The 23,321-nt window shown below is 72.0% G+C and carries 17 protein-coding genes; 11 read left to right on the top strand and 6 right to left on the bottom strand.

The annotated features are described in order from the left end of the window. The first annotated feature begins 300 nt into the window (after positions 1-300). On the top strand, positions 301-1,674 hold the full coding sequence (locus ACIGQF_RS22100; RefSeq protein WP_399712761.1) for a cryptochrome/photolyase family protein: 1,374 nt from the start codon (positions 301-303) through the stop codon (positions 1,672-1,674). 41 nt (positions 1,675-1,715) lie between these two features. Here ACIGQF_RS22100 and ACIGQF_RS22095 read toward each other — a convergent pair whose 3' ends face one another. Beyond that, positions 1,716-3,140 carry a carboxylesterase family protein gene (locus ACIGQF_RS22095; RefSeq protein ID WP_399712758.1) on the bottom strand — a complete coding sequence of 475 codons (1,425 nt, stop codon included), beginning with the start codon at positions 3,138-3,140 and terminating at the stop codon, positions 1,716-1,718. A 68-nt stretch (positions 3,141-3,208) separates the two neighbouring features. Here ACIGQF_RS22095 and ACIGQF_RS22090 point away from each other — a divergent pair, with 68 nt between their 5' ends. Continuing rightward, on the top strand, positions 3,209-3,913 hold the full coding sequence (locus ACIGQF_RS22090; protein WP_399712754.1) for an endonuclease V: 705 nt from the start codon (positions 3,209-3,211) through the stop codon (positions 3,911-3,913). A 107-nt stretch (positions 3,914-4,020) separates the two neighbouring features. Here the strand turns inward: ACIGQF_RS22090 and ACIGQF_RS22085 are convergent, their stop codons facing one another. Both ACIGQF_RS22085 and ACIGQF_RS22080 read right to left on the bottom strand, forming a co-directional pair. Next, positions 4,021-5,208, bottom strand: a complete 1,188-nt coding sequence (locus ACIGQF_RS22085) for a saccharopine dehydrogenase family protein (RefSeq protein WP_399712752.1) — start codon at positions 5,206-5,208, stop codon at positions 4,021-4,023. 218 nt (positions 5,209-5,426) lie between these two features. Beyond that, entirely contained in the window at positions 5,427-6,170 is a 744-nt protein-coding gene (locus ACIGQF_RS22080) for an MgtC/SapB family protein (protein ID WP_399712749.1), read from the bottom strand. A 288-nt stretch (positions 6,171-6,458) separates the two neighbouring features. Between ACIGQF_RS22080 and ACIGQF_RS22075 the strand changes: the two genes are divergently transcribed. The 4 genes from ACIGQF_RS22075 to ACIGQF_RS22060 all read left to right on the top strand — a co-directional run bounded on the left by ACIGQF_RS22075 (position 6,459) and on the right by ACIGQF_RS22060 (position 12,351). After that, positions 6,459-7,703, top strand: coding sequence for a CaiB/BaiF CoA transferase family protein (locus ACIGQF_RS22075; protein WP_399712747.1), 1,245 nt, complete (start codon positions 6,459-6,461; stop codon positions 7,701-7,703). 17 nt (positions 7,704-7,720) lie between these two features. Beyond that, a complete protein-coding gene (locus ACIGQF_RS22070; protein ID WP_399713575.1) occupies positions 7,721-8,863 on the top strand; it encodes an acyl-CoA dehydrogenase family protein in 1,143 nt (380 codons plus the stop codon). A gap of 67 nt (positions 8,864-8,930) precedes the next feature. Further along, positions 8,931-10,145, top strand: coding sequence for an acetyl-CoA C-acetyltransferase (locus ACIGQF_RS22065; protein WP_399712744.1), 1,215 nt, complete (start codon positions 8,931-8,933; stop codon positions 10,143-10,145). Positions 10,146-10,179: 34 nt separating this feature from the next. Further along, complete coding sequence (locus tag ACIGQF_RS22060; RefSeq protein ID WP_399712740.1) at positions 10,180-12,351, top strand: 3-hydroxyacyl-CoA dehydrogenase NAD-binding domain-containing protein; 2,172 nt, start codon at positions 10,180-10,182, stop codon at positions 12,349-12,351. A gap of 45 nt (positions 12,352-12,396) precedes the next feature. On the opposite strand, the gene ACIGQF_RS22055 is transcribed toward ACIGQF_RS22060, so the two are convergent. Further along, a complete protein-coding gene (locus ACIGQF_RS22055; protein ID WP_399712738.1) occupies positions 12,397-13,125 on the bottom strand; it encodes a MerR family transcriptional regulator in 729 nt (242 codons plus the stop codon). A 129-nt stretch (positions 13,126-13,254) separates the two neighbouring features. On the opposite strand from ACIGQF_RS22055, the gene ACIGQF_RS22050 reads away from it, so the two are divergent. The 3 genes from ACIGQF_RS22050 (at position 13,255) to ACIGQF_RS22040 (ending at position 16,913) form a co-directional block, all read left to right on the top strand. Continuing rightward, positions 13,255-14,469 (top strand): ATPase/DNA packaging protein, encoded by a 1,215-nt coding sequence (locus tag ACIGQF_RS22050; RefSeq protein ID WP_399712735.1) that lies wholly within the window; start codon positions 13,255-13,257, stop codon positions 14,467-14,469. Continuing rightward, entirely contained in the window at positions 14,466-15,224 is a 759-nt protein-coding gene (locus ACIGQF_RS22045; RefSeq protein ID WP_399712733.1) for a hypothetical protein, read from the top strand. Before ACIGQF_RS22050 ends, ACIGQF_RS22045 begins: the two co-directional genes overlap by 4 nt. A gap of 285 nt (positions 15,225-15,509) precedes the next feature. Further along, positions 15,510-16,913 (top strand): amino acid permease, encoded by a 1,404-nt coding sequence (locus ACIGQF_RS22040; RefSeq protein WP_399713572.1) that lies wholly within the window; start codon positions 15,510-15,512, stop codon positions 16,911-16,913. 78 nt (positions 16,914-16,991) lie between these two features. Here the strand turns inward: ACIGQF_RS22040 and sph are convergent, their stop codons facing one another. Next, a complete protein-coding gene (sph, locus tag ACIGQF_RS22035; RefSeq protein WP_399712730.1) occupies positions 16,992-18,008 on the bottom strand; it encodes a sphingomyelin phosphodiesterase in 1,017 nt (338 codons plus the stop codon). 91 nt (positions 18,009-18,099) lie between these two features. Then, positions 18,100-19,626: a M1 family metallopeptidase gene (locus tag ACIGQF_RS22030; RefSeq protein ID WP_399712727.1), complete on the bottom strand. Its 1,527-nt coding sequence runs from the start codon at positions 19,624-19,626 to the stop codon at positions 18,100-18,102. Between the two features lie 214 nt (positions 19,627-19,840). Between ACIGQF_RS22030 and ACIGQF_RS22025 the strand changes: the two genes are divergently transcribed. After that, a complete protein-coding gene (locus ACIGQF_RS22025; protein ID WP_399712725.1) occupies positions 19,841-21,913 on the top strand; it encodes a Xaa-Pro dipeptidyl-peptidase in 2,073 nt (690 codons plus the stop codon). An 85-nt stretch (positions 21,914-21,998) separates the two neighbouring features. Then, entirely contained in the window at positions 21,999-23,312 is a 1,314-nt protein-coding gene (locus tag ACIGQF_RS22020) for a M14 family metallocarboxypeptidase (RefSeq protein WP_399712722.1), read from the top strand. Positions 23,313-23,321: the final 9 nt, after the last annotated feature.

Here is a 23,321-nt window from a genome sequence, read left to right as displayed (position 1 = left end):
CCCGTTTCGCCGCACCTCGAAGTCGTGCGTGCGGCTCCGTTCCTGCCCGGTTCGTCGGTCGCCATTGCCGGCCGCCCTTCCGCCGCCCCCTGCCCCCGTGCTGTCCCTTCCCAGCCTTGTACGTCGGGGCGTTCCCCACCATGCCCTGACCGGCCTCTTCGAGGGGCGCGAGCGGAGGGGGCATCAAGGAGAGGGGCGAGCGCACCGCAAGCCGACCGTGGGCGGCGTGGCGTAGAGCGGTGAACCGGACGGCACGGCATCGTGGGGCGTCAACGCGCCTTCCTGAACCGGAGTATCACCATGACCGTGTCCGTCGTCCTGTTCACCGCCGATCTGCGGGTGCACGATCAGCCCGCATTGCGCGCGGCCTTGAAGCAGGGGCGGGAGGTGGTGCCGCTCTTCGTGCGGGACGATGCCATCGGTGCAGCCGGCTTCGCGACGCCGAACCGCTCGGCGTTCCTGGCCGATTGCCTCACCGCCCTCGACGCGGCGCTCCGGGACCGGGGCGGCCGGCTGGTGGTGCGGTCGGGCGACGTGGCCGAGACCGTGTGCAAGGTCGCCGCCGAGGCGGATGCCGCCGATGTGTACATGTCGGCCGACGTCAGCGGTTACGCCCAGCGCCGTGAGGACCGGCTGCGCACCGCGCTGGCCGCCGACGGCCGGCGGCTGCACGTGCACGACGGGGTCGTGACCGCCGTACCGCCCGGCGCGGTCACCCCGCAGTCCAGGGACCACTTCGCGGTGTTCGGCGCGTACGCCCGGAAGTGGGAGCAGCAGAGCCTGCGCAAGCCGCTGGGCGCCCCGCGGACCGTCCGGGTGCCGAACGGCATCGGCTCCGAGAAGATCCCGTCCCGGAAGGCCGTCAAGGGCGTCTCGGAAGGGCTGGCGAGCGGCGGCGAGGCCGAGGGGCGGGCCCGGCTCTCCGCGTGGGGCCGTGACGGCATGGACGCCTACGAGGACCGGCACGACGACCTCGCGGGCGACGCGACCTCGCGGCTCTCCCCGCACCTGCACTTCGGGACGGTCTCCCCCGTGGAGGCGGTGCACCGGGCGCGCACGAAGGGCGGCGCGGGAGCCGAGGCCTTCGTACGGCAGCTCTGCTGGCGGGACTTCCACCACCAGGTGCTGGCCGCCCGGCCCCGGGCGGCGGCCGAGGAGTACCGCACGCAGCACGACCGCTGGCGCACCGAGAAGGGGGCGCGGGCTGAGGTCGAGGCCTGGCAGCAGGGACGGACGGGCTATCCCGTCGTCGACGCCGCCATGCGGCAGCTGGCCCACGAGGGCTGGATGCACAACCGCGGGCGGCTGCTGACCGCGAGTTTCCTGGCCAAGACGCTGTACGTGGACTGGCGGGCGGGGGCCCGGCACTTCCTGCAACTGCTGGTCGATGGCGACGTGGCCAACAACCAGCTCAACTGGCAGTGGGTGGCGGGCACCGGAACGGACTCCCGGCCCAACCGTGTCTTCAATCCCGTCACCCAGGGCAAGCGGTACGACCCGGACGGCGCCTACGTACGCCGCTGGGTTCCCGAACTCGCCGGGATCGAGGGGCGTGCGGTCCACGAGCCGTGGAAGCTGCCCGCACGGGAGCGCGGACAGTACGACTACCCCGACCCGCTGATCGACCTCGCCGACGGCCTGGCCCGCTTCCGTCGCGCCCGCGGCAAGGAGTGAGACCGCGGACACTGCGGCCGGCGCTCGGCTCCCCGAAGGGGTCAGAAGCGCATGACCTGCGGGGACGGCCCGGGCAGCCACGGGCCCCAGGGGGCGAGGCCGGGTGCTTCGGGGGAGCCGGTGGCGGTGAAGGCGGCGAGGGCACCGCCGAAGGCGCGGGCCAGTGCGCGGTCGTCGTCGCCCACGGGGCCGAGCATCGGCGCTTCGGGGTACGCGTCGAACGTGCCGAAGAGGAAGGGCAGCTCGGCGCAGTGCGTCGCCCCGAGGCCGTGCGGGTCGGCAACCGGGCGGCGGGTGAAGCGGTACACGTGGGCGGGGACGCCCTGGGCCGCACGATGGGCGGCGATCTCGGTGACGCCGTCGCCGAAGAGCCGGCCGGTGAGCCGGCCGACGCCGGACCGGTCCACGCCGCCGAACGACAGGAACGCCGTCATCTCGTCCTGCGTGGCGCCGATCAGCAGCTCCTTGCCGCCCAGCGCGCCGTCGGCGACGGCGTCCTGCCAGGCGCGCGGCAGTCCCGGCCCGCCCAGCACCGGGTACATCGGCGGTGCCACCTCGCCCGGCCGGGCCGTACGGGCGGCCAGTTGCCCGTACGCGGCCACCAACTGCCCGGCGGGCAGCGCGCGCAGTGCCTTGCCGAGCGCGGTGGGGGAGCCGTCCGGATCGATGCCGAGGATGCGCAGGTAGGCGGCGGTGCGCTCCGCTGCGTCCGTCGGGGCCTGCGGGCGCAGCCCCCACGGCCCCGACTGGGCGATCACCCGGCGCACCAGGCCACCGGTGCCCGGGTCGAGGGCGAGCGAGAGGGCCGACCAGGCGCCCGCCGACTGGCCGCCGACGGTGACGCGGCCGGGGTCGCCGCCGAACGCCGCCGCGGTGTCCCGTACCCAGCGCAGCACGGCGGCCTGGTCCTGGTTGCCCAGGTTCGCGGCGCCGATGGCGGGCAGGTGGAGGAAGCCCAGCGGGCCCAGCCGGTAGTTGGCGGTGACCACGACGATGTCCCCGAGCGCGGCGAGCCGCGCGCCGTCGTACCAGTCCCAGCCGCCCGAACCGCTGGTCCAGCCGCCGCCGTGGAACCACACGAGTACCGCGCGGGGCGGCGCTCCGGGGGCGAGCGCGGCAGCGGGCGTCCATACGTTGAGGTTCAGGCAGCCGTGCTCGTCCCAGTCCGCGGCGCGCGGCCCCATCACGGCCTCCAGCCGCGAAGCGGCCTGCGGCGCCGAGGGGCCGGACCGTGCCGCGTCGCGCACGCCCTGCCAACCGGGGTGCGGCCGGGGCGGCGCGAACCGCCGCTCGCCCACAGGAGATGCCGCGTACGGGATCCCCCGGAAGGCGGCGACAGACGCCGCTTCTCCCTCGGGGCCGGGCGTCGGGGGCTCTTCGTGCACGGGTGTCGGCGTCTCCCGTACGCCGCGCACCGCGCCCCGCTCCGTGACCACCACCGGTCGCGCTTCCTCAGGCACCGTCATCGCTGCCTCTCCTGTCCCTCGGTCCGTCTCTCACCCCGCCACGGGGGCCCGGTAGCGTGGGCGCCACGATGACGAGCAACGGAACCGTCTCCCGCGACGACGAACTGCGCAACTGGCCCGCCGACGAGGCCGCGGCCCGCGCCGCCCAGGACCGGCTGCGCCCGCACGTCGTCCTGGACGAGCCCGGACCCGAGCCGGGCTTCGCGGGCACGGTGGTCGGAGTGGATGTCGCGTACGACGACGAGCGGGGCGTCGTCGCGGCCGCGGCCGTCGCGCTCGACGCCCGCACGCGCGGCGTCGTCGACGAGGCGACGGCGGTCGGCCCGGTGTCCTTCCCGTACGTCCCGGGGCTGCTGGCCTTCCGGGAGATCCCGACCGTGCTCGCCGCGCTCGACCGGCTCGCCCTCGTACCGGACCTGGTGGTCTGCGACGGCTACGGGCTCGCCCATCCGCGCCGCTTCGGGCTGGCCTGCCACCTCGGGGTGCTCACGGGGCTGCCGGTGATCGGTGTCGCGAAGAACCCGTTCACCTTCACGTACGAGGCGCCGGGACCGGAGCGGGGCGCCACCTCCGCGCTGCTGGACGGCGGCGAGGAGGTCGGCCGGGCCCTTCGGACGCAGCCGGGCGTGAAGCCGGTCTTCGTGTCCGTGGGCCACCGCGTCGGCCTGGACCGCGCCTGCGCCCACACGTTGGGGCTGGCGGCTTCCTACCGCCAGCCGGAGACCACCCGCGCCGCCGACGCACTGTGCCGCCGGGCGCTCGCTGAGGCCTGAGAGGCCCGAGGTCGCTCGCGGACGCCTGAGCCGACGCGCAAGGGCCAGGGCGCCCCGTACGGCGCCGGAGGTGCGGCGCCCTGCGTACGGGGCCCGTACGGCCCGTGTCAGCCCTGCTGTTCCACCACCCGGAAGCGCAGCCCGGCCCGCTGCAGGCGGTCCGTGAGCGCGTCGCCCATCGCGACCGCCGACGTCACCTGCCCCGCGGTGTCGGGGAGTTCGTCGTACGCCAGGCAGAGGGCCGACTCGGCGAGCATCTTCGCCGTCTCGTCGTACCCCGGGTCGCCGCCCGACACCTCGGTGACGACCCGCCGGCCGCCGCCCTCGCCCACGAAGCGGACCTTGAACCAGCTATGGGCGCGGCGCTCCTCGTCCGGCCCGTCGCCCGGCGCGAGCCGTGCCGACAGCCACCGGCGCGCGGGCGGGACCTGTGCCGCACCGTACGCGGCACCCGCGCCCAGTACGCCGCCGACCACCGTGGGAAGCCGCCTGACGCCGGCGTAGTGGCGGTAGCGGAAGTCCGGCCCGTACCGCTCCAGGGCCGCCGCGGAGCGGCCGATCACCTGCGGGTCGAGGGTCGGCAGCGGCACGCCCCAGACGCCCTGCTCACGGGTCGGCGCCCCCGGGACGGCGCGCACCGTGCGGCCCACCGGGCGGGGCTCCACGCGCTGCCGCTCCCGGGCGGCGCGCACCATGCCGAGCGGCCGCGACATCACCGTGAGCGCGGAGGCCAGGGTGCCGCCCGAGAAGGTGGCGTTGGTACGGACGATGCCGGTCATGCGCAGCGGCACGCCCTCGGGCAGCAGCCCCACCGTGTAGAGCACGCCGAGGTCGTGCGGGACGGAGTCGAAGCCGCAGGCGTGCACCAGGCGGGCGCCCGAGGCACGTGCCGTCTCGTGGTGGCGCACGTACATCAGGTCGATGAACTCCGGCTCACCGGTCAGGTCCACGTAGTCCGTGCCCGTCTCGGCGCATGCCGCGACCAGCGGTTCGCCGTACTTCAGGTACGGGCCGACGGTGGTGGCCAGCACCCGGGTGGCGGCGGCCACGGCTCGCAGCGACTCGGGGTCGGCGGCATCGGCGTGCACGAGGGGCAGGTCGGCGCAGGCCGGGTGGCTCGCCGCCAGTTCGGCGCGGAGCCGCTCCAGCTTGCTCTTGTCACGCCCGGCCAGCGCCCAGCGGCAGCCTTCGGGGGCATGCGCGGCGAGGTAGGCGGCGGTGAGCCGGCCCGCGAAGCCGGTGGCGCCGAAGAGGACGACGTCGTACGTCCGCCCCGCGTCGTCCTGTCGTGCCATGGTGCGGCCCTTTCGGTGTGAGCGCCGGTGCGGGCGCGTTCGGTGCGGTCGCCTTCAAGGTGCGTGTGCGGTCGTTCACGTATGCGCGCAGCGGGTCAAGGTACTCGCGCAGTGGGTGGTCGCACGCTATGGATCAGTTGTACATGGCGTCAACACGCCCCTTCGGGCGCTGCGGACTTCGGCACCGTGGACGCTTTCCTTCTACAGCTGAGCCGTCCTCACTCCGTGCGGTCCGACTCGCGGCCCAAGGTGATGCCGCGGACGCCCTCCAGTTCGGAGAGGCGTTCCACCAGGTCGTGTGCCGATGCGGTGCCCTCCAGGCCGAGGAGGACTTCCGAGGCGATCCGGTCGGGGGCTTCGGGGTCGGTTTCGACCTGGACGTCGGTGACCTGGAAGCCGCCGCTGGTGCACATCTCCAGCATGCGGCCGAGCAGGCCGTGCTGGGCGCGGTAGGCGAGCCGCAGTTCGAAGCGCTCGACGGACGGGGCCGGCGCGATGCGGTCGGTGACCTTGGGGAAGCCGCGGACGACCAGGAAGTGCACGGCCGTCGACGCGAGCGCCAGCAGCGGCAGCCCGCCGCCGCAGGCCATGCCGATGGCGCAGGTGAGCCAGACGGTGGCGGCCGTGGTCAGGCCGCGCACCGCGTCCTTCTTCACGAAGATCAGGCCACCGCCGATGAAGCCGATGCCGGAGACGACCTGCGCCGCGACCCGGGACGGGTCGAGCCCGATGCCGTCGATGCCGGTGACCGCTCCGAAGCCGTGGATCGACACCTCCATGAAGAGCGCGCTGCCGACGCCCACGAGGGTGTGCGTGCGCAGGCCCGCGCTCTTCTGGCGCGCCTCACGTTCCAGCCCGATGAGGGAGGACAGCAGCAGCGCGATGGAGAGCTCGGCGATCTGGCGCCAGCCCTGGCCGGCGCCGGTATCGAACAGTGCGGCGGCGAGGTGCGTGTAAGACATTCGGCCATTGTCACCACGGCCTCCCGGCAGGCAATGGCGGCGGGTCCAACCCGCCCGCAATGCCGCCCGGAAAGCCCTCGGCCCGCGGCCTCCGACCGGCCTCCGAGCCGGCCGCCGAACCAACCCCCGAGCCGGCCGCCGAACCACCCCTCCCGCTCCTCCCCGAGCCCGTTCCCGAACGTGCCCTGAGGGGGCTTGTGGAAAGTGGAACACGTTCTTAACATCACGAGTGTTACAGCAGTGGTGTCACAGACGGCGTCACAGGCAGTGTCACAGACAGGGGGCTCGATGGCGCAGACAGGGAACGGCCCGCTGAGCGGAGTACGGGTGGTGGAACTCGCCGGTATCGGGCCGGGCCCGTTCGCCGCGATGCACCTCGCCGACCTCGGCGCCGACGTCGTACGCGTGGACCGCCCCGGCGGCTCCGGCATCAGCATCGACCCGGCGCACGACCTCACCAACCGCGGCAAGCGCTCGGTGCTGGTGGACCTTAAGGCCCCGGAGGGGCCGGAGCAGGTGCTCGACCTGGCCGAGCGGGCCGATGTGCTCATCGAGGGGTTCCGGCCGGGCGTCGCCGAACGGCTGGGCGTCGGTCCCGAGGACTGCCTCGCCCGCAACCCCCGCCTCGTCTACGGGCGGATGACCGGCTGGGGCCAGGACGGCCCGCTCGCCGACACCGCGGGCCACGACATCGGCTACATCGCGCTCACCGGAGCGCTCGGCATGACCGGCACCGCCGACGGCCCGCCGGTGGCCCCCGCCAACCTCCTCGGCGACTACGCCGGCGGCTCGCTCTACCTCGTCATCGGCGTCCTCGCGGCCCTCCAGCACGCCCGCACCGAAGGCGGCAGCGGCCAGGTCGTGGATGCCGCGATCGTCGACGGCACGGCCCACCTCACCACCATGATCCGCGGCATGCTGGAGGCCGGCGCCTGGCAGGACTGCCGCGCCGCCAACCTGCTGGACGGCGGCGCGCCCTTCTACGGCACGTACGAGACGGCCGACGGCGGCCACATGGCGGTCGGCGCGCTGGAGCAGCGGTTCTACGCCGAGTTCCTGCGGCTGCTCGGCATCGCGGACGAGGCGCCCCCGAGGGAGGACCTCGCCAAGTGGGGCGAGCTGCGTACGGCCATCGCCGACCGGTTCCGTACCCGTACCCGGGAGGAGTGGACGGCCGTCTTCGAGGGGTCCGACGCATGTGTGTCCCCTGTGCTGTCCCTGCGCGAGGCGCCGGCCCACCCCCATCTCGCCGCCCGCGGCACCTTCGTCGAGCACGCCGGGCTGACCCAGCCCGCGCCCGCGCCGCGCTTCTCCCGTACGCCGGGAGCCGTGCGCGGCGGCCCCGCCCTGCCCGGCGCGGACACCGAAGCGGTGGCCCGCGACTGGAACGTCCCCGCCCTGACCACCGCACGCCCCGAAGCCCCGACGGCCGCACAGTCCGAGGCCTCGACCACCGCACGCCCCGAAGCCCCGTCCACCGCACACCCCGAGAACCGGCCCGGCGCCGGCCCCGAGGAAGGCCCGCAGCGATGACCCAGCAGCCGGCGCAGCTGAAGCGCCAGATCTACACCGAGGACCACGACGCCTTCCGGGAGACCGTGCGCACCTTCCTGAAGAAGGAGGTCGAGCCGCACTACGAGGAATGGGAGAAGGAAGGCATCGTCAGCCGGGAGGCGTGGCGCGCCGCCGGCCGGCAGGGGCTGCTGGGGCTGGCTGTGGCCGAGGAGTACGGGGGCGGCGGCAACCCCGACTTCCGCTACAGCGCCGTACTGGCCGAGGAGTTCACCCGGGCCGGCGCAGCGGGCCTGGCCATCGGCCTGCACAACGACATCATCGGCCCGTACCTCACCTCGCTGGCCACCGAGGAGCAGAAGCGGCGCTGGCTGCCCGGGTTCTGCAGCGGCGAGATCATCACCGCCATCGCGATGACCGAACCGGGCGCGGGCTCCGACCTCCAGGGCATCAGAACGAGCGCGGAGGACCGCGGCGACCACTGGGTGCTGAACGGTTCCAAGACCTTCATCTCCAACGGCATCCTGGCCGACCTCGTGGTCGTCGTCGCGAAGACCACCCCCGAGGGCGGCGCGCACGGACTCAGCCTGCTGGTCGTCGAGCGCGGCATGGAGGGCTTCGAGCGCGGCCGCAACCTCGACAAGATCGGCCAGAAGTCCCAGGACACCGCCGAGCTGTTCTTCAACGACGTACGCGTGCCGAAGGAGAACCTGCTCGGCGAGCTGAACGGCGCGTTCATCCACCTGATGACCAACCTCGCGCAGGAGCGGATGGGCATCGCCGTCGCCGGGATCGCCGCCGCCGAGCACCTGCTGGAGATCACGACCCAGTACGTCAAGGAGCGCGAGGCGTTCGGCCGGCCGCTGGCCAAGCTCCAGCACGTCCGTTTCGAGATCGCCGAGATGGCCACCGAGTGCGCCGTCACCCGCACGTTCCTGGACCGCTGCATTGTCGACCACTCGGCCGGGCAATTGGATGCCGTACACGCCTCGATGGCCAAGTGGTGGGCCACCGAACTGCAGAAGCGGGTGGCCGACCGCTGTCTGCAGCTGCACGGCGGGTACGGCTACATGAACGAGTACCGCGTCGCCAAGGCGTTCACCGACGGCCGCATCCAGACGATCTACGGCGGCACCACCGAGATCATGAAGGAGATCATCGGCCGCTCGCTGCTCGGCTGACGGGGTCACCGACCCGGCCGACCCTCTGTTACGCACGGCTCACCCTCATCTTGAAAGGCTCCACACCGTGACTTCCGAAGCGTACGTGTACGACGCGATCCGCACCCCGCGCGGGCGCGGCAAGGCCTCCGGTGCGCTGCACGGCACCAAGCCGATCGACCTGGTCGTCGGCCTGATCCACGAGGTGCGGCGGCGCTTCCCCGACCTCGATCCGGCCGCCGTCGACGACATCGTGCTCGGCGTCGTCGGCCCGGTCGGCGACCAGGGCTCCGACATCGCCCGGATCGCGGCGATCGCCGCCGGGCTGCCCGACACCGTCGCCGGCGTACAGGAGAACCGCTTCTGCGCCTCCGGCCTGGAAGCCGTCAACCTGGCGGCCGCCAAGGTCCGGTCCGGCTGGGAGGACCTGGTCCTGGCCGGCGGCGTGGAGTCGATGTCGCGGGTGCCGATGGCCTCCGACGGCGGCGCCTGGTTCAACGACCCGATGACCAACTTCGACACCAACTTCGTCCCGCAGGGCATCGGTGCCGACCTGATCGCCACCCTCGGCGGCTACAGCCGCCGCGACGTCGACGAGTACGCCGCGATGTCCCAGGAGCGGGCAGCGGCGGCCTGGAAGGACGGCCGGTTCGAGCGGTCCGTCGTCCCCGTCACCGACCGCAACGGGCTCACCGTCCTGGACCACGACGAGCACATGCGCCCCGGCACCACCGCCGACTCGCTCGCCGGCCTCAAGCCCTCTTTCGCCGCCATCGGCGACATGGGCGGGTTCGACGCGGTGGCGTTGCAGAAGTACCACTGGGTCGAGCAGATCGACCACGTCCACCACGCCGGCAACTCCTCGGGCATCGTGGACGGCGCCTCGCTGGTCGCCATCGGCTCCAAGGAGGTCGGCGAGCGCTACGGCCTGACCCCGCGGGCCCGCATCGTCTCCGCCGCGGTCTCCGGTTCCGAGCCGACCATCATGCTCACCGGGCCCGCGCCCGCCACCCGCAAGGCCCTCGCCAAGGCCGGCCTGACCATCGACGACATCGACCTCGTGGAGATCAACGAGGCGTTCGCCGCGGTCGTCCTGCGCTTCGTCGCCGATATGGGCATCGGCCTGGACAAGGTCAACGTCAACGGCGGCGCCATCGCCATGGGCCACCCGCTCGGCGCCACCGGCGCGATGATCCTCGGCACCCTCGTCGACGAGCTGGAGCGCCAGGACAAGCGCTACGGCCTGGCCACCCTCTGCGTCGGCGGCGGCATGGGCGTCGCCACCGTCATCGAGCGCCTCTGACCGTCCGTCCCGAACCCCTTACGGAGAACGCACCATGAGTGAGACCAGCACGATCCGCTGGGAGCAGGACGAGACCGGCGTCGTCACCCTCGTCCTCGATGACCCGAACCAGTCCGCGAACACGATGAACGAGGACTTCAAGGCCTCCCTCGCCGCGGTCGCCGACCGCCTGGAGGCCGAGCAGGACAGCATCCGCGGCATCGTCTTCACCTCCGCCAAGAAGACCTTCTTCGCCGGCGGCGACCTGCGCGAACTGATCGCCGTCACCCCCGAGAACGCCCAGCGGGCCTTCGAGGCGGGCCAGGGCATCAAGCGCGACCTGCGCCGCATCGAGACGCTCGGCAAGCCGGTCGTCGCGGCCATCAACGGCGCCGCGCTGGGCGGCGGTTACGAGATCGCGCTCGCCTGCCACCACCGCGTCGCGCTCGACACCCCCGGCACCAAGATCGGCCTGCCCGAGGTCACCCTCGGCCTGCTCCCGGCCGGCGGCGGCGTCACCCGTACCGTACGGCTGCTCGGCATCGCCGACGCGCTGCTGAAGGTCCTGCTCCAGGGCACGCAGTACAACGCCACGCGCGCCAAGGACAACGGGCTGATCCACGAGGTCGCCGAGACCCCTGAGGACCTGCTCGCCAAGGCCCGCGCGTTCATCGACGCCAACCCCGAGTCGCAGCAGCCCTGGGACGTCAAGGGGTACCGGATCCCCGGCGGCACGCCCGCCAACCCGAAGTTCGCCGCGAACCTCCCGGCGTTCCCCGCCAACCTCAAGAAGCAGCTGAACGGCGCGCCGTACCCGGCCCCGCGCAACATCCTCGCCGCGGCCGTCGAGGGCTCCCAGGTCGACTTCGAGACCGCGCAGACCATCGAAGCGCGCTACTTCGTGGAGCTGGTCACCGGCCAGACCTCGAAGAACATGATCCAGGCCTTCTTCTTCGACCTCCAGGCCGTCAACTCCGGCGCCAACCGCCCGAAGGGCATCGAGGAGCGCAAGGTCTCCAAGGTCGCGGTCCTCGGCGCAGGCATGATGGGCGCGGGCATCGCGTACAGCTGCGCCAAGGCCGGCATCGAGGTCGTCCTCAAGGACGTGTCCGCGGACGCCGCTGCCAAGGGCAAGGGCTACTCCGAGAAGCTGTGCGCCAAGGCCGTCTCCCGGGGGCGTACGACGCAGGAGAAGGCGGACGCGCTGCTGGCGCGGATCACCCCGACCGCCGACCCCCAGGACCTCGCGGGCTGCGACGCCGTCATCGAGGCGGTGTTCGAGGACACGTCGCTCAAGCACAAGGTGTTCCAGGAGATCCAGGGCATCGTCGCGCCCGACGCGCTGCTCTGCTCCAACACCTCCACCCTCCCGATCACCGGCCTCGCCGAAGGCGTCGAGCGGCAGCGGGACTTCATCGGCCTGCACTTCTTCTCGCCGGTCGACAAGATGCCGCTGGTGGAGATCATCAAGGGCGAGCGGACCGGCGACGAGGCACTGGCCCGCGCGTTCGACCTGGTACGCCAGATCCGCAAGACCCCGATCGTGGTGAACGACAGCCGCGGCTTCTTCACCTCCCGCGTCATCGGCCACTTCATCAACGAGGGCGTGGCGATGGTCGCGGAGGGCGTCGACCCGGCCTCCGTGGAGCAGGCGGCGGGGCAGGCCGGCTACCCGGCCAAGGTGCTCTCCCTGATGGACGAGCTGACCCTCACCCTGCCGCGGAAGATCCGCAACGAGACCCGCAAGGCGATCGAGGACGCGGGCGGCAGCTGGGCGCCGCACCCCGCCGACGCGCTGATCGACCGGATGGTGGACGAGTTCGGGCGGCCGGGCCGCAGCGGGGGCGCGGGCTTCTACGAGTACGGCGAGGACGGCAAGCGGCAGGGCCTGTGGCCCGGGCTGCGCGAGCACTACACCAAGCCCGACGTGTCGATCCCGTTCAAGGACATGCAGGAGCGGATGCTCTTCTCGGAGGCGCTGGACACCGTCCGCCTCTTCGAGGAGGGCGTGCTCACCTCCGTCGCCGACGCCAACATCGGCTCGATCCTCGGCATCGGCTTCCCCGGCTGGACCGGCGGCGTGATGCAGTACATCAACGGTTACGAGGGCGGCGTCGCCGGCTTCGTGGCCCGCGCCAAGGAGCTCCGGGCGACGTACGGCGAGCGGTTCGCACCCTCGCCGCTGCTGCTGGAGAAGGCGGAGAAGGGCGAGCGCTTCAAGGACTGACGCGCGCGAACGGGGGCGGGTCCTGCGGGGCCCGCCCCTTCCCGCTCACCGCTCGCTGAACCACTCCTGCAGTTCTTCCTTCATCGACCGCTGAAAAGCAGTCACGAGGGCTTGCACGACCAGTGGCTGCATGTGGGCGGAGAGCGACTTGCGGCGGGCCACCTCTTCGGCGTCCGGTCCGTCGTCCTCGTACGCGGCGCCGACCTCGTCCTTGAAGAGCCGGCTCAGCTCCCGGGCCGCCGAGCGGGTGTGCTCCATGACGACGGTGCGGGCCGCGAGGATCGTCTCCAGCGCGATCGGCACGTCCAGCAGCCGCACCCCCAGCTGCAGCAGCCCGGGATCCACCTCGAAGACGTCCCTCTCCTCGGTCCGCACCAGCACGCTCATCGCCGCCAGCCGGTCCAGGTCGGGATCGGTCAGCGAGCGGCCCACCCGCCGCTCCAGCTGCGCCCGGGTCTGCTCCTCGGCCCGATCCGGGAGCCAGCCGGCCACGAGGGCGCGGTGGATGGCGAGGTCCTGCGCACTGAGGTCCGGCGGCAGCTGCGCCAGATAGCGCTCGATGGCCGACAGGGTCATGCCCTGGTGCTGCAGCTCCTCGATGAGGGCCAGCCGCGAGAGGTGGTCCGGGCCGTACCGGCCGACGCGGCGCGGGCCGAGCTCGGGCGGCGGGAGCAGCCCGCGGGTGCTGTAGAACCGGATCGTACGGACCGTGACGCCGGCCCGGGCGGCCAGCTCGTCCACGGTCAGGCTCTCGTCGGCAGCGGACTCCATCATGTTGGACAGTATTGCTGTCTCACCACAGTTGTCACCACTCCGACGAGTGAGGGTGCGGCCGCTCTCCCTCCGGCGCGACGCCCCCTTCAGTAGCATCCGCTGGTCCGGTACGGAGCCTACGGGGGACGCATGCTCGAACTCAGCGATGACCCGTTCACCGTGCGCGTGCTGGTCGTGGGGCCGTCCGGATCCGGCAAGACGGTCTACCTCGCCAGCCTCTTCAAGCGCCTCCAGGTGCAGAGCAGTGCCGCGATCTTCCTGGAGTGCCCGCAGGCGCAGCGCATCGAGCTCATGGAGTTCTACCGCCAGGTGCGGGACCGCAAGGAGTGGCCGGCCTCGACGCGGGTGCACAGCAACCGCGAGTACACCTTCGACTGCAAGACCCGGCGGAGCGGCACGAACCACTCGGTGCTGCGCATCAAGTACTTGGACTACGCGGGCGAGCTGCTCACCGAGGCCACCCACGACGACGCCGCCTCGCGGGCGCAGGAGGAACTGACCGAGCGGCTGGTGGCGGCCGACACGGTGCTGTGCCTGCTGGACGGGCAGTACGTACGCGAACTGCTCATGGGCACCGAAGCGGGCCTGGACCACTTCCACCACGAGATGTCGCTGATCTTCGGGCTGCTCCAGTCGGCGGAGAAGCCGGTGCACTTCGTGGTCACCAAGTGGGACCTGCTCGCCGGACACGCCCGTACGGAGGGCGTGTCGCTGGCGGCGGTGCGGGACGCGCTGTGCGGCATCGAGGAGTTCGCGCACCTCGTCGAGAACGTCACGATGGCCGGGAACGAGTACGCCCCCGCCGTCCGTCTGCTGCCGGTCAGTGCGGTCGGCCCCGATTTCGCGACGCTGGAACCGGACGGCCAGATGCGCAAGCACCCTGGTGCGCTGCCGCATCCGCAGTACGTCGAGATCCCCTTCCTCGCGATCCTGCCGGACATCTTCTCCTCGATCCTCGGGCGGCTCGACGACGCCACCCGCCGACAGCTCATCCTCGACATCCAGCGGAGCACGGCGCTGACCGCGGGGGAGCGGATCAAGTGGCTGAGCGGCACGCTCAGCACCCGGCTGAGCAAGGCCCTCACCGGCGTGCTGGGCGCGGTGGTCGGCGGCAAGAAGCTCGACAAGGTGAGCGAGGCCGCAGTGGAGATGTTCGCCGGCAGGCTGACCGAGCGGGGCGACATCAAGATGGGGGTGCGGGAGCGGGAGCTGGGCCAGGTCGACCGGCTCACCGAGGAGGCCGCCTCCGCGCGGCGGATCGCCATGGACCGGATGAACGCCGAGCTGGCCTCCTTCGTGGCCAGGATGCCGTCCTCCGTGCTGCGTGACGGCGAGGCCCCGTGAACCGCCGTGGAGCGCGGGACCACGGGTGCTGGCCCTTCCTGGTGGCGCGGGGCCGAGTGGTGGGGCAGCGGACGCTGCTCGTACCGCGCTTCCTGGCCGAGCGCGGCCTGTCCGGGCTGCTGCGCGACGCGATCACCGGCGGCCTCACTCAGGCGGGGGAGAGCTGGCACGCGGAGGCGGCACTGCCGGACGGCGGGCGGATCGGGCTCTCCTACCGCATCGTCCAGGCGTCACCGCCCGGCGCCGAGGGCGTGGTGCTGCGCGACCGCAGCGGCCGGCCCGTGGAGGTGGCGTACGGCGTGGTCGTCACCGGGGCGACGGGCGCGCGGGCACGGGTCTCCGTGACGGAAGCCGAGCTGCCGGGGCTGCGGCCGATGGCCCTGGAGGTGTTCGCGCGCTTCCTGGCCGACGAGCGGGCGTTCCGGCCCCTGGTCTCGGCGCGTGTGCCGCTGGCGTCGCTGGCCGCCGGGACGGTCCCGGCGGCGGAGCCCGGACCGGAGCCGTCCTCCGGCCCGGCGGCGCGCAAGGCCGTCCCCCCTGTGGCCGCCTCTCGGCGCCCCGGAGCGGCGGCACCGCGGACGGGGCCGGGCCCGGGGCCGCAGCGCGCCCAGGACCTCCCCCAGGACGGCCCCGGCCTCGTCGCGTGGCTCCTCGCGCTGCTCAAGGGCCCGGGCGCCGGCCTCTGGGCGGTCGTCCTGCTGGCGGGCTGGCCGGTGGCCGTGGTGCTGGTGCTCGCGCTGCTCCTGAGGGACTGAGGGGCGGGGTACGGGCGAAACACGGGACGGAGAACCCGGCTCGTGTGATCTCTTTCACAGACGGATGGCCGTCCTTCGGGGAAGGTGTGCCGTCGGCCCGGCTCGCGCGACCCGCAGCGGCCGACCGTGGCTTGATCGCCCTCCCGAAAGCGAGATGACCCACCCGTGAGCACGCATACCGTCCAGGAAGACGCCTACCGGCCGCCGGACGGGGGGAACGGCAATGCCCCGCACGACGCGGGCGATGCCGGATACAGCAAGGGCCTCAAGGCCCGGCACATCAACATGATCGCCATCGGCGGCGCGATCGGCACCGGCCTGTTCCTGGGCGCCGGCGGCCGGCTGGCGGCCGCGGGACCCGCGCTCGCCGTCGCCTACGCGGTCTGCGGTCTCTTCGCGTTCTTCGTCGTACGCGCGCTGGGCGAGATGGTGCTGCACCGTCCCTCCTCGGGCTCCTTCGTCTCCTACGCCCGTGAGTTCCTGGGCGAGAAGGGCGCCTACGTCGCGGGCTGGATGTACGTCGTGAACTGGTCGACGACCGGTATCGCCGACATCACCGCCATCGCGCTCTACACGCACTACTGGAGCCTCTTCACCGACGTGCCCCAGTGGGTGATGGCCCTGATCGCGCTCGCGGTCGTGCTGACCGTGAACCTGATCTCGGTGAAGATCTTCGGCGAACTGGAGTTCTGGTTCGCGATCATCAAGGTCGCCGCGCTGGTCGTCTTCATGTTCATCGGCATCTTCCTGCTGGCCACCCAGCACCCGGTGAGCGGTCACACCCCCGGCTTCGACCTGATCAGCGACAGCGGCGGATTCTTCCCGACCGGCCTGCTGCCCGTGGTCGTCGTCCTCCAGGGCGTGGTCTTCGCGTACTCCGCCGTCGAGATGGTCGGCGTCACCGCCGGTGAGACCAGCGAGCCGCACAAGGTCGTCCCGAAGGCCGTCAATTCGATCATGTGGCGAGTGGGCATCTTCTACGTCGGCTCGGTCGTGCTGCTGACGCTCCTGATGCCGTGGGACAAGTACAGCGGCTCCGAGAGCCCCTTCGTCACGGTGCTCTCCAATGTCGGCGTGCCGGCCGCGGGCGACGTGATGAACCTCGTCGTGCTCACCGCCGCCATGTCCAGCCTGAACTCCGGCCTGTACTCCACCGGCCGCATCCTGCGCTCGATGTCGATGTCCGGCTCCGCGCCGAAGTTCGTCGGCCGGATGAACCGCCACCAGGTGCCGTACGGCGGCATCCTGCTCACCTCGGCGGTGTGTGTGCTGGGCGTCGCGCTGAACTACCTCGTGCCCAGCCAGGCGTTCGAGATCGTGATCAACATCGCCGCGCTCGGCGTGATCAGCACCTGGGTCGTCATCATGATCTGTCACATGGTGTTCGTCCGCCGGACGAAGGAGGGCCTCCTCCAGCGCCCGAAGTTCCGGCTCCCGGGCACGCCGGTCACCGACATCGTCACCATCGCGTTCCTGCTCGGCGTCATCGTCCTGATGTGGTTCGACGGTGGCGTCGGCCGGGACACGGTCATGCTGGCCCCGGTGATCGTCCTGGCCCTGATCGTCGGCTGGTTCGTCGTCCGCGGCCGCGTCGGCCGCATCGCGGCGGAGCGCGCCGCCGGCGGCTCGGACGGCCTGGAGGGCCCGTCCGCGCCGGACGCGCCGAAGGTACCCGGCCCGCGCGGCTGATCCCTGCATCGTCCCGGGGCCACCGGGTGGCGGTCGTCCGACCGTCACCCGGTGGCCCCTAGCCGTTCCGGCCCACCTCTACGGCTGATCCGCCGCGCCGTCCTGTGCGCCGGCGGCAGCCGTGACGGGGTAGTGGTCCGAGAGGTTCGTGTACGTGAAGGACTTGCCGCCGCTTGTGACGGTCCAGGGCGGGGTCTGCTCCTTGACGACCTCGTTGTGCCAGCCCGCGGGGCGGACGTGGCCCGCGCGGTGCAGGACGTGGTCCAGGTCCTCGCGGGGATCGGTGGGGTACCGGTCCCTGGCGATGGAGTTGTCCCGGGTGTCGAAGGAGTACGGGTGGCCGGTGCGGGCGTCGGCGCCCACCAGGCCGGCGTCGTTGAGCATCGTCCGGTACTCCGCGCTCCGCGCGTCGACGTTGAAGTCGCCGGCGACCATGACCTGCTCGTCCGCCGGGATGTGCCGGGCGTCGAGGAAGGCGTCCAGCTCCTTGAACTGCTTCGCGCGCGTCGCGGCGGCCTCGCCCGCGGCGCATCCCGGGTCGGTGGACTGCGGGTGGGTGCCGACGACGTGCACCTTCTTGCCGTCCACGTTCAGAACCGCGTAGACGAAGCCCTTGTTGGACCAGTAGTCCGAACCGCAGGCGTCCTTGAAGACGTGCTGCTCCTTGCGGACCACCGGCCACTTGCTGAGGACGGTGACCCCGCCGTCCTCCGGGGTGAGCGAGGAGTACGCCCCGGAGGTGGCGTCCCAGCCGTCCTTCGAGCGGCCCAGTACCGGGGTCTGGTACGGGTAGTCGGCCGCCGCGTTCGCCTTGAGCGCCTCGGAGGAGGAGTTGTCGAACGCCTCTTGAAGGACGACGACGTCCTGTCCCCGGAAGAAGCCGGCCGCCGGGATCTCCTTGGCGCGGTGGTCCTGGCCCCAATTGGGGTACAGCGCCTTGCTGAACAGGAACGTGTTGTACGTCAGGACCTTGAGCGCGGGGGTGTCCGCGGTGGCGGCCGACGCGGGCGCCGCTGTGGCGAGCGGCGCCGCCGCGACGGTGATCGCGGCGGCGAGGACGGCGGCGCGCGTGCGGCGCGGCGTGGAGTGCGGCACTGAATCTCCCTGTGGGGGTGTGGGTTGATCCGGCGCCGCACATCCAACCAGCCGTGATTACCTTCTGGTAACCACCGGGCGGCCGGGAGATTTACTCCGGCCGGTGCCCGTCCTGTGCGTGCACGTCACCGTGGTCGTGGACGTCGTTCGTCGCCGCGATGGACTTCCACGACTTCGGCCGCTCCGCCGCGGTCCTCGCGGCCGCGATGGAGGCGCCCTTCGCCGCCGGGGCGGAGGGCTTGGCGGGCTGGTACAGCCAGGTGTCGAAGAACTCCGCGAGCGGCTTGCCGGACTTCTGCTCGGCGAACTTCACGAAGTCGGCGACCGAGGCGTTGCCGTACTTGTTCTCCGTCGGCCAGGACTTCAGGAGCCCGAAGAACGTCTTGTCGCCGAGCTTGTTGCGCAGTGCCTGGAGGGCCAGCGCGCCCCGGTCGTAGACCGCGATGTCGAACTGGTTGTCCGGGCCCGGGTCGCCCGGCTTCACCTTCCAGAAGGCGTCGTCGGCCGGGTGCTGGTCGTACACGTAGTCCGCCAGCTCCTGCGCAGTGCCCTCGCCCTCCTTCTCCGACCACAGCCACTGGCTGTAGCGGGCGAAGCCCTCGTTGACCCAGATGTCCTTCCAGTCCTTCAGCGACACGCTGTCGCCGTACCACTGGTGGGCCAGCTCGTGCACGACCACGGAGACGTTGGTGCCCGCGTCGAAGGCCTTCTTGCCGTAGAAGGGGCGGGTCTGGGTCTCCAGCGCGTAACCCGCCGGGACGTTCGGCACGTATCCGCCGAGGGCGTTGAAGGGGTACGGGCCGAAGACCGTCTCCAGCCACTCGGCGACCTCGGTGGAGCGCTCGATGCTGGCCTTCGCGGCGCCCTCGTTGCTTCCCAAGTCCTTGCTGACCGCGTTGATGACCGGCAGGCCGTTCGCTGTGGTGTCCTTGGTGATGTCGAACTTGCCGACCGCCAACGTCGTCAGGTACGTCGCCTGCGGCTTGTCCGAGCGCCAGTTGTAGCGCGTCCAGCCGAGCTTGGAGGACTGCGAGAGCAGGACGCCGTTGCTGAGCGCCTGGGTGCCGTCCGGGACCGCCACGGAGATGTCGTACGTGGCCTTGTCGGTGGGGTGGTCGTTGCTCGGGTACCACCACACCGCCGAGTCCGGCTCCTGCGCCACCACACCGCCGTCGGGGGTGCGCGCCCATGCCGTGAAGCCGTCGATCTTCAGCTCGGAGGGCTTGCCCGCGTACCGCACGACGACGCTGATGTCCTTGCCCTTGGGCAGCGGCGCGGCCGGCGTCACCTCCAGCTCGTGCTTCCCGGAGGCCTTGAAGGACGCCTTCTTGCCGTTGACGCGGACCTCGCTGACCTTCAGGCCGAAGTCGAGGTTGAAGCGGGAGAGGTCCTGGGTGGTCTTCGCGAGCAGCGTCGCGGTGCCCTCCAGCAGGTCCGTCTTCGGCTGGTACTTCAGGCGCAGGTCGTAGTGGGAGACGTCGTACCCGCCGTTGCCGCTCTCGGGGTAGTAGGAGTCGCCTGCGCCCGGCGCGCCGGGGGAGTAGTCGGCAGCCGATGCCGGGATCGCCAGCAGCAGGCTGAGCACGGCAGCGCCCGGCACGAGGAGTCTGTGACGCACGAGTCCTCCAACTCGTCGGAGAGGCCGGACGATTCCGGCCTACGTGGGGGGTGACACCGACCCTGGTCGGGTCTCTCCCGACCCTATGTACTGCGGCGTCTCACGTCAGGTGCATGGCCATATCTGACACATGACCGACATCGGGCCGTCATGGTCACTTCCGTCCCTGCCGCACCCTTACGTGGCGCCGGGAGCCCGCGCTACGGTCCGGCGGGTGACCATACGCACGCGGCTGGGCCGCATACCGTGGCAAGCGTTTGTCGTGGCGGCCACCGCCGCCCTGCTGGCCGTCCTGCTGCCACCCGGTGGCACCGCGCAGGCCGCCCCCGAAGGGACGCGGGCCGCCGCCTCCGAGGGGATGCGGACCGCCGCTTCAGGAGATGCGCGGGCCGCGGGCCCCGGAGAGAGCAGACCCGTCTACTCCTACGACCGCGCCATCCGCGAATCCGTATGGGTGGACACGAAACTGGACGGCGACTCGGACGGCAGGACCGACCGGGTCGCCGTCGACATCGTCCGGCCGCGCGAGGCCGCCGAGCAGGGCCGCCGGGTCCCCGTGATCATGGACGCAAGCCCGTACTACTCCTGCTGCGGCCGCGGCAACGAGAGCCAGAAGAAGACCTACGACGCCGACGGCCGCCCCGTGCAGTTCCCGCTGTTCTACGACAACTACTTCGTGCCGCGCGGGTACGCCACGGTCCTGGCCGACCTCGCCGGCACCAACCACTCGGACGGCTGCGTCGACGTCGGCGGCCGGTCCGACGTGCAGTCCGCCAAGGCCGTCGTGGACTGGCTGGCCGGCCGCGCCCGCGCCTACGACGCCCCCACGGGCGGGAAGCGGGTCACCGCCGGCTGGTCCAACGGCAGGACCGGCATGATCGGCAAGAGTTACGACGGCACCGTGGCCAACGGCGTGGCCGCCACCGGTGTGCCGAACCTGAAGACCATCGTGCCCATCGGCGCCATCTCCTCCTGGTACGACTACTACTTCTCCCAGGGCGCCCCGCTCTACGACTCCGGCCCCGAGTGGCTGTCGGACTACGTCGAGAGCCCGGCCGCCCGCGCCCGCTGCGCCGCCGTCCAGAAGAAGCTCGTCGACGGCGCCCCGCGCAGCGGCGACTGGACGGACCTGTGGTCGGAGCGCGACTACGTGAAGGACGCGCACAAGGTCAAGGCGAGCGTCTTCGTGGTGCACGGCATGCAGGACCTCAATGTCCGCACCAAGCACTTCGGGCAGTGGTGGGACGCGCTCGCGAAGCACGGCGTCGAGCGCAAGATCTGGCTCTCGCAGACCGGCCACGTCGACCCGTTCGACTTCCGGCGTAGTGATGAGGCCTCCCCTGCTCGAACGGAGAGGAGAGCCTGGGGATGGGTGTCGACGCTGCACCGGTGGTTCGATCACTACCTGATGGGCTACGACAACGGCATCGACCGGGCCCCGATGGCCGACGTCGAACGCGCCCCGGGGAAGTGGACGACGGACCGCGTCTGGCCCGCGCCCGGTACGGCCGCCCGTACGACGCTGCGGCCCGGAACGGGCGAGGAGCCGGGTGTCGGGGTGCTCGGGACGCGGCCCGCGCCGTCCGGCGCCACCGAGACCTTCACCGACGACCCGAAGCTGAGCGAGACGGACTGGGCCGAGCACGCCGACGAACCGACCGCCGCCAAGGCCGCGTTCCGCACCGCCCCGCTGGCCGCACCGCTGCGGCTGTCCGGCGCCGGCCGGGTCACCGTCACCGCCACGCCCTCCACCGCCAGTGCCCACCTCTCGGCCGTCCTGGTCGACCTCGGCCCCGCCACCATCCGCGACTACGCCGGGGAGGGCGAGGGCATCACGACGCTGGACCGGCGCACCTGCTGGGGCGCGAGCCGGGACGGCGACAGCGCCTGCTTCAAGGAGACCGCGCCCGACACCCAGAAGGTGGCGCAGACCGTCGTCAGCCGCGGCTGGGCCGACCTGGGGACGTACGCCGACCCGCACAAGGGCCGCCCGCTGACGCCCGGGAAGCCGTACACGATCACCCTGGACCTGGCAGCGACCGACCACGTCGTGCCCGCCGGGCACCGGCTCGCCCTGATCATCGGCGGCACGGACGCCGGGCTCATCGACCCGCCGGCCACGAAGCCGACGCTCACCCTCGACCTGTCCCGCACCAAGGCCGAGCTGCCCCTCGTAGGGGCCGCGCAGGCCCTCTCCGGTACGGCGCGTACGCCGCGTACCGAGGGCAAGCCGCTCGCCGGCCTCGATGCGCCGCGCCCGACCCGCCCCGTACCGGCGGCCCGCTGACCCCGGGGGCGGGCCGCACCGCACCGCATACGTGCGGCCCGCCCCGGAGAACCGTGTCCGAACCGCTCAAGGGAGACACCGCTTCGTGAGGTACAGATTCCGCACCGCACTGCTCGGCGTCGTCACCACCGCGCTCACCACGGCCTTCCTCGCCGTACCAGGCCAGGCCGTCGCCGCGGGCCACGAAGGGCCGCGCACCGGCTTCGAGGAGAGCGACGGCGCCCGCTGGACCACCCAGCCCGAGGAACAGGAACTCCTCGCCCGCGCCGACCGGGAGAGCGCGCGCATGCGGGTCGACCGCATCGGCTCGACGAAACAGGGCCGGCCGGTCCGGCTCGTCCGCATCGGCGCCTCCCAGCCGCCCGCCGCCGACCGCGTACGCCACGGCAACTCCGTCCTGCTGATCTGCTCCCAGCACGGCAACGAACCCTCGGGCCGCGAGGCCTGCCTGTCCACCGTCCGCGACCTCGCCTACGCGAATGACGACGCCACCCGCCGCTTCCTGGCCCGTACCAGCGTCCTGGTGATCCCCACCGCCAATCCGGACGGCCGCGCCGCGAACACCCGCGGCAACTCCGACGGCGTGGACATCAATCGCGACCACATCGCCCTGAAGACCGCCGAGGGCCGTGCCATGGCCCGGGTCTTCCGCGACTACCGCCCCGACACCGTCTACGACCTGCACGAGTACGGTGCCACCCCGCCGTACTACGACAAGGACCTGCTGGCACTGTGGCCGCGCAACCTCAACACCGCGGACGCGGTGCACAAGGAGGCCACCACCCTCTCCGAGCGGTACGTCCGCCCCACCGTGCGGGACAGCGGCTTCAGCACCGGCATCTACGGCATCTGGACCGACCCGGAGACCGGTGAGCCCGTCAAGCAGGTGGCGGGCGACGGCCAGGAGCGCATCCTGCGCAACACGGCCGGTGTGAAGAACTCCGTCGGGCTGCTCGTCGAGACCCGTACGACGCCGCTCACCCAGGCCGAGAAGGACGACCCGGCCGTCAACAACCGGCGCCGGGTGGACTCCCAGCTCGCCGGGCTGGAGGGCGCGTTCGCCTTCCTCGGGGAGCGCCGTGGCCGGATCGAGGCGGCCACCACGGCGGCGCGGCTGGCAGGATATGCGGACCGCGGGCCGGTCTACCTCGGCGGCGCCGACAACGATCCGGCCACCGACGAGCAGGTCATCAAGGACCCGCCGTGCGGCTACCGGCTGGACGGTGCCGCGTACGAAGAAATCGGCGACGAACTGGCGCTTCACGGTGTACGGGTCGAACATGACGGTGCGGGTGCACTCGTCCGGCTCCGTCAGCCGCTACGGGCGCTGGTGCCCCTGCTGCTGGACGGGCGGTCCGCAGGTCACCTTACGGTCGCGAAGCCCTCATCCAGGTGTTGAACCGTGGTA

Origin of the sequence: Streptomyces sp. NPDC053560 (assembly GCF_044544605.1) — a bacterium.
In the GTDB taxonomy this organism is placed as follows: Bacteria; Actinomycetota; Actinomycetes; order Streptomycetales; family Streptomycetaceae; genus Streptomyces.
Note: the sequence above shows the minus strand (reverse complement) of the source record. Positions and strands in the feature narration are given on the sequence as shown.

Bases quoted from the DNA above. Each gene is read 5' to 3' on its own strand.
- ACIGQF_RS22090 (WP_399712754.1), top strand. From the start codon at position 3,209: ATGACGAGCAACGGAACCGTCTCCCGCGACGACGAACTGCGCAACTGG.
- ACIGQF_RS22050 (WP_399712735.1), top strand. From the start codon at position 13,255: ATGCTCGAACTCAGCGATGACCCGTTCACCGTGCGCGTGCTGGTCGTG.
- ACIGQF_RS22095 (WP_399712758.1), bottom strand. From the start codon at position 3,140: ATGACGGTGCCTGAGGAAGCGCGACCGGTGGTGGTCACGGAGCGGGGC.
- ACIGQF_RS22040 (WP_399713572.1), top strand. From the start codon at position 15,510: ATGATCGCCATCGGCGGCGCGATCGGCACCGGCCTGTTCCTGGGCGCC.
- ACIGQF_RS22080 (WP_399712749.1), bottom strand. From the start codon at position 6,170: ATGTCTTACACGCACCTCGCCGCCGCACTGTTCGATACCGGCGCCGGC.
- ACIGQF_RS22055 (WP_399712738.1), bottom strand. From the start codon at position 13,125: ATGATGGAGTCCGCTGCCGACGAGAGCCTGACCGTGGACGAGCTGGCC.
- ACIGQF_RS22075 (WP_399712747.1), top strand. From the start codon at position 6,459: ATGGCGCAGACAGGGAACGGCCCGCTGAGCGGAGTACGGGTGGTGGAA.
- ACIGQF_RS22085 (WP_399712752.1), bottom strand. From the start codon at position 5,208: ATGGCACGACAGGACGACGCGGGGCGGACGTACGACGTCGTCCTCTTC.
- ACIGQF_RS22100 (WP_399712761.1), top strand. From the start codon at position 301: ATGACCGTGTCCGTCGTCCTGTTCACCGCCGATCTGCGGGTGCACGAT.
- ACIGQF_RS22060 (WP_399712740.1), top strand. From the start codon at position 10,180: ATGAGTGAGACCAGCACGATCCGCTGGGAGCAGGACGAGACCGGCGTC.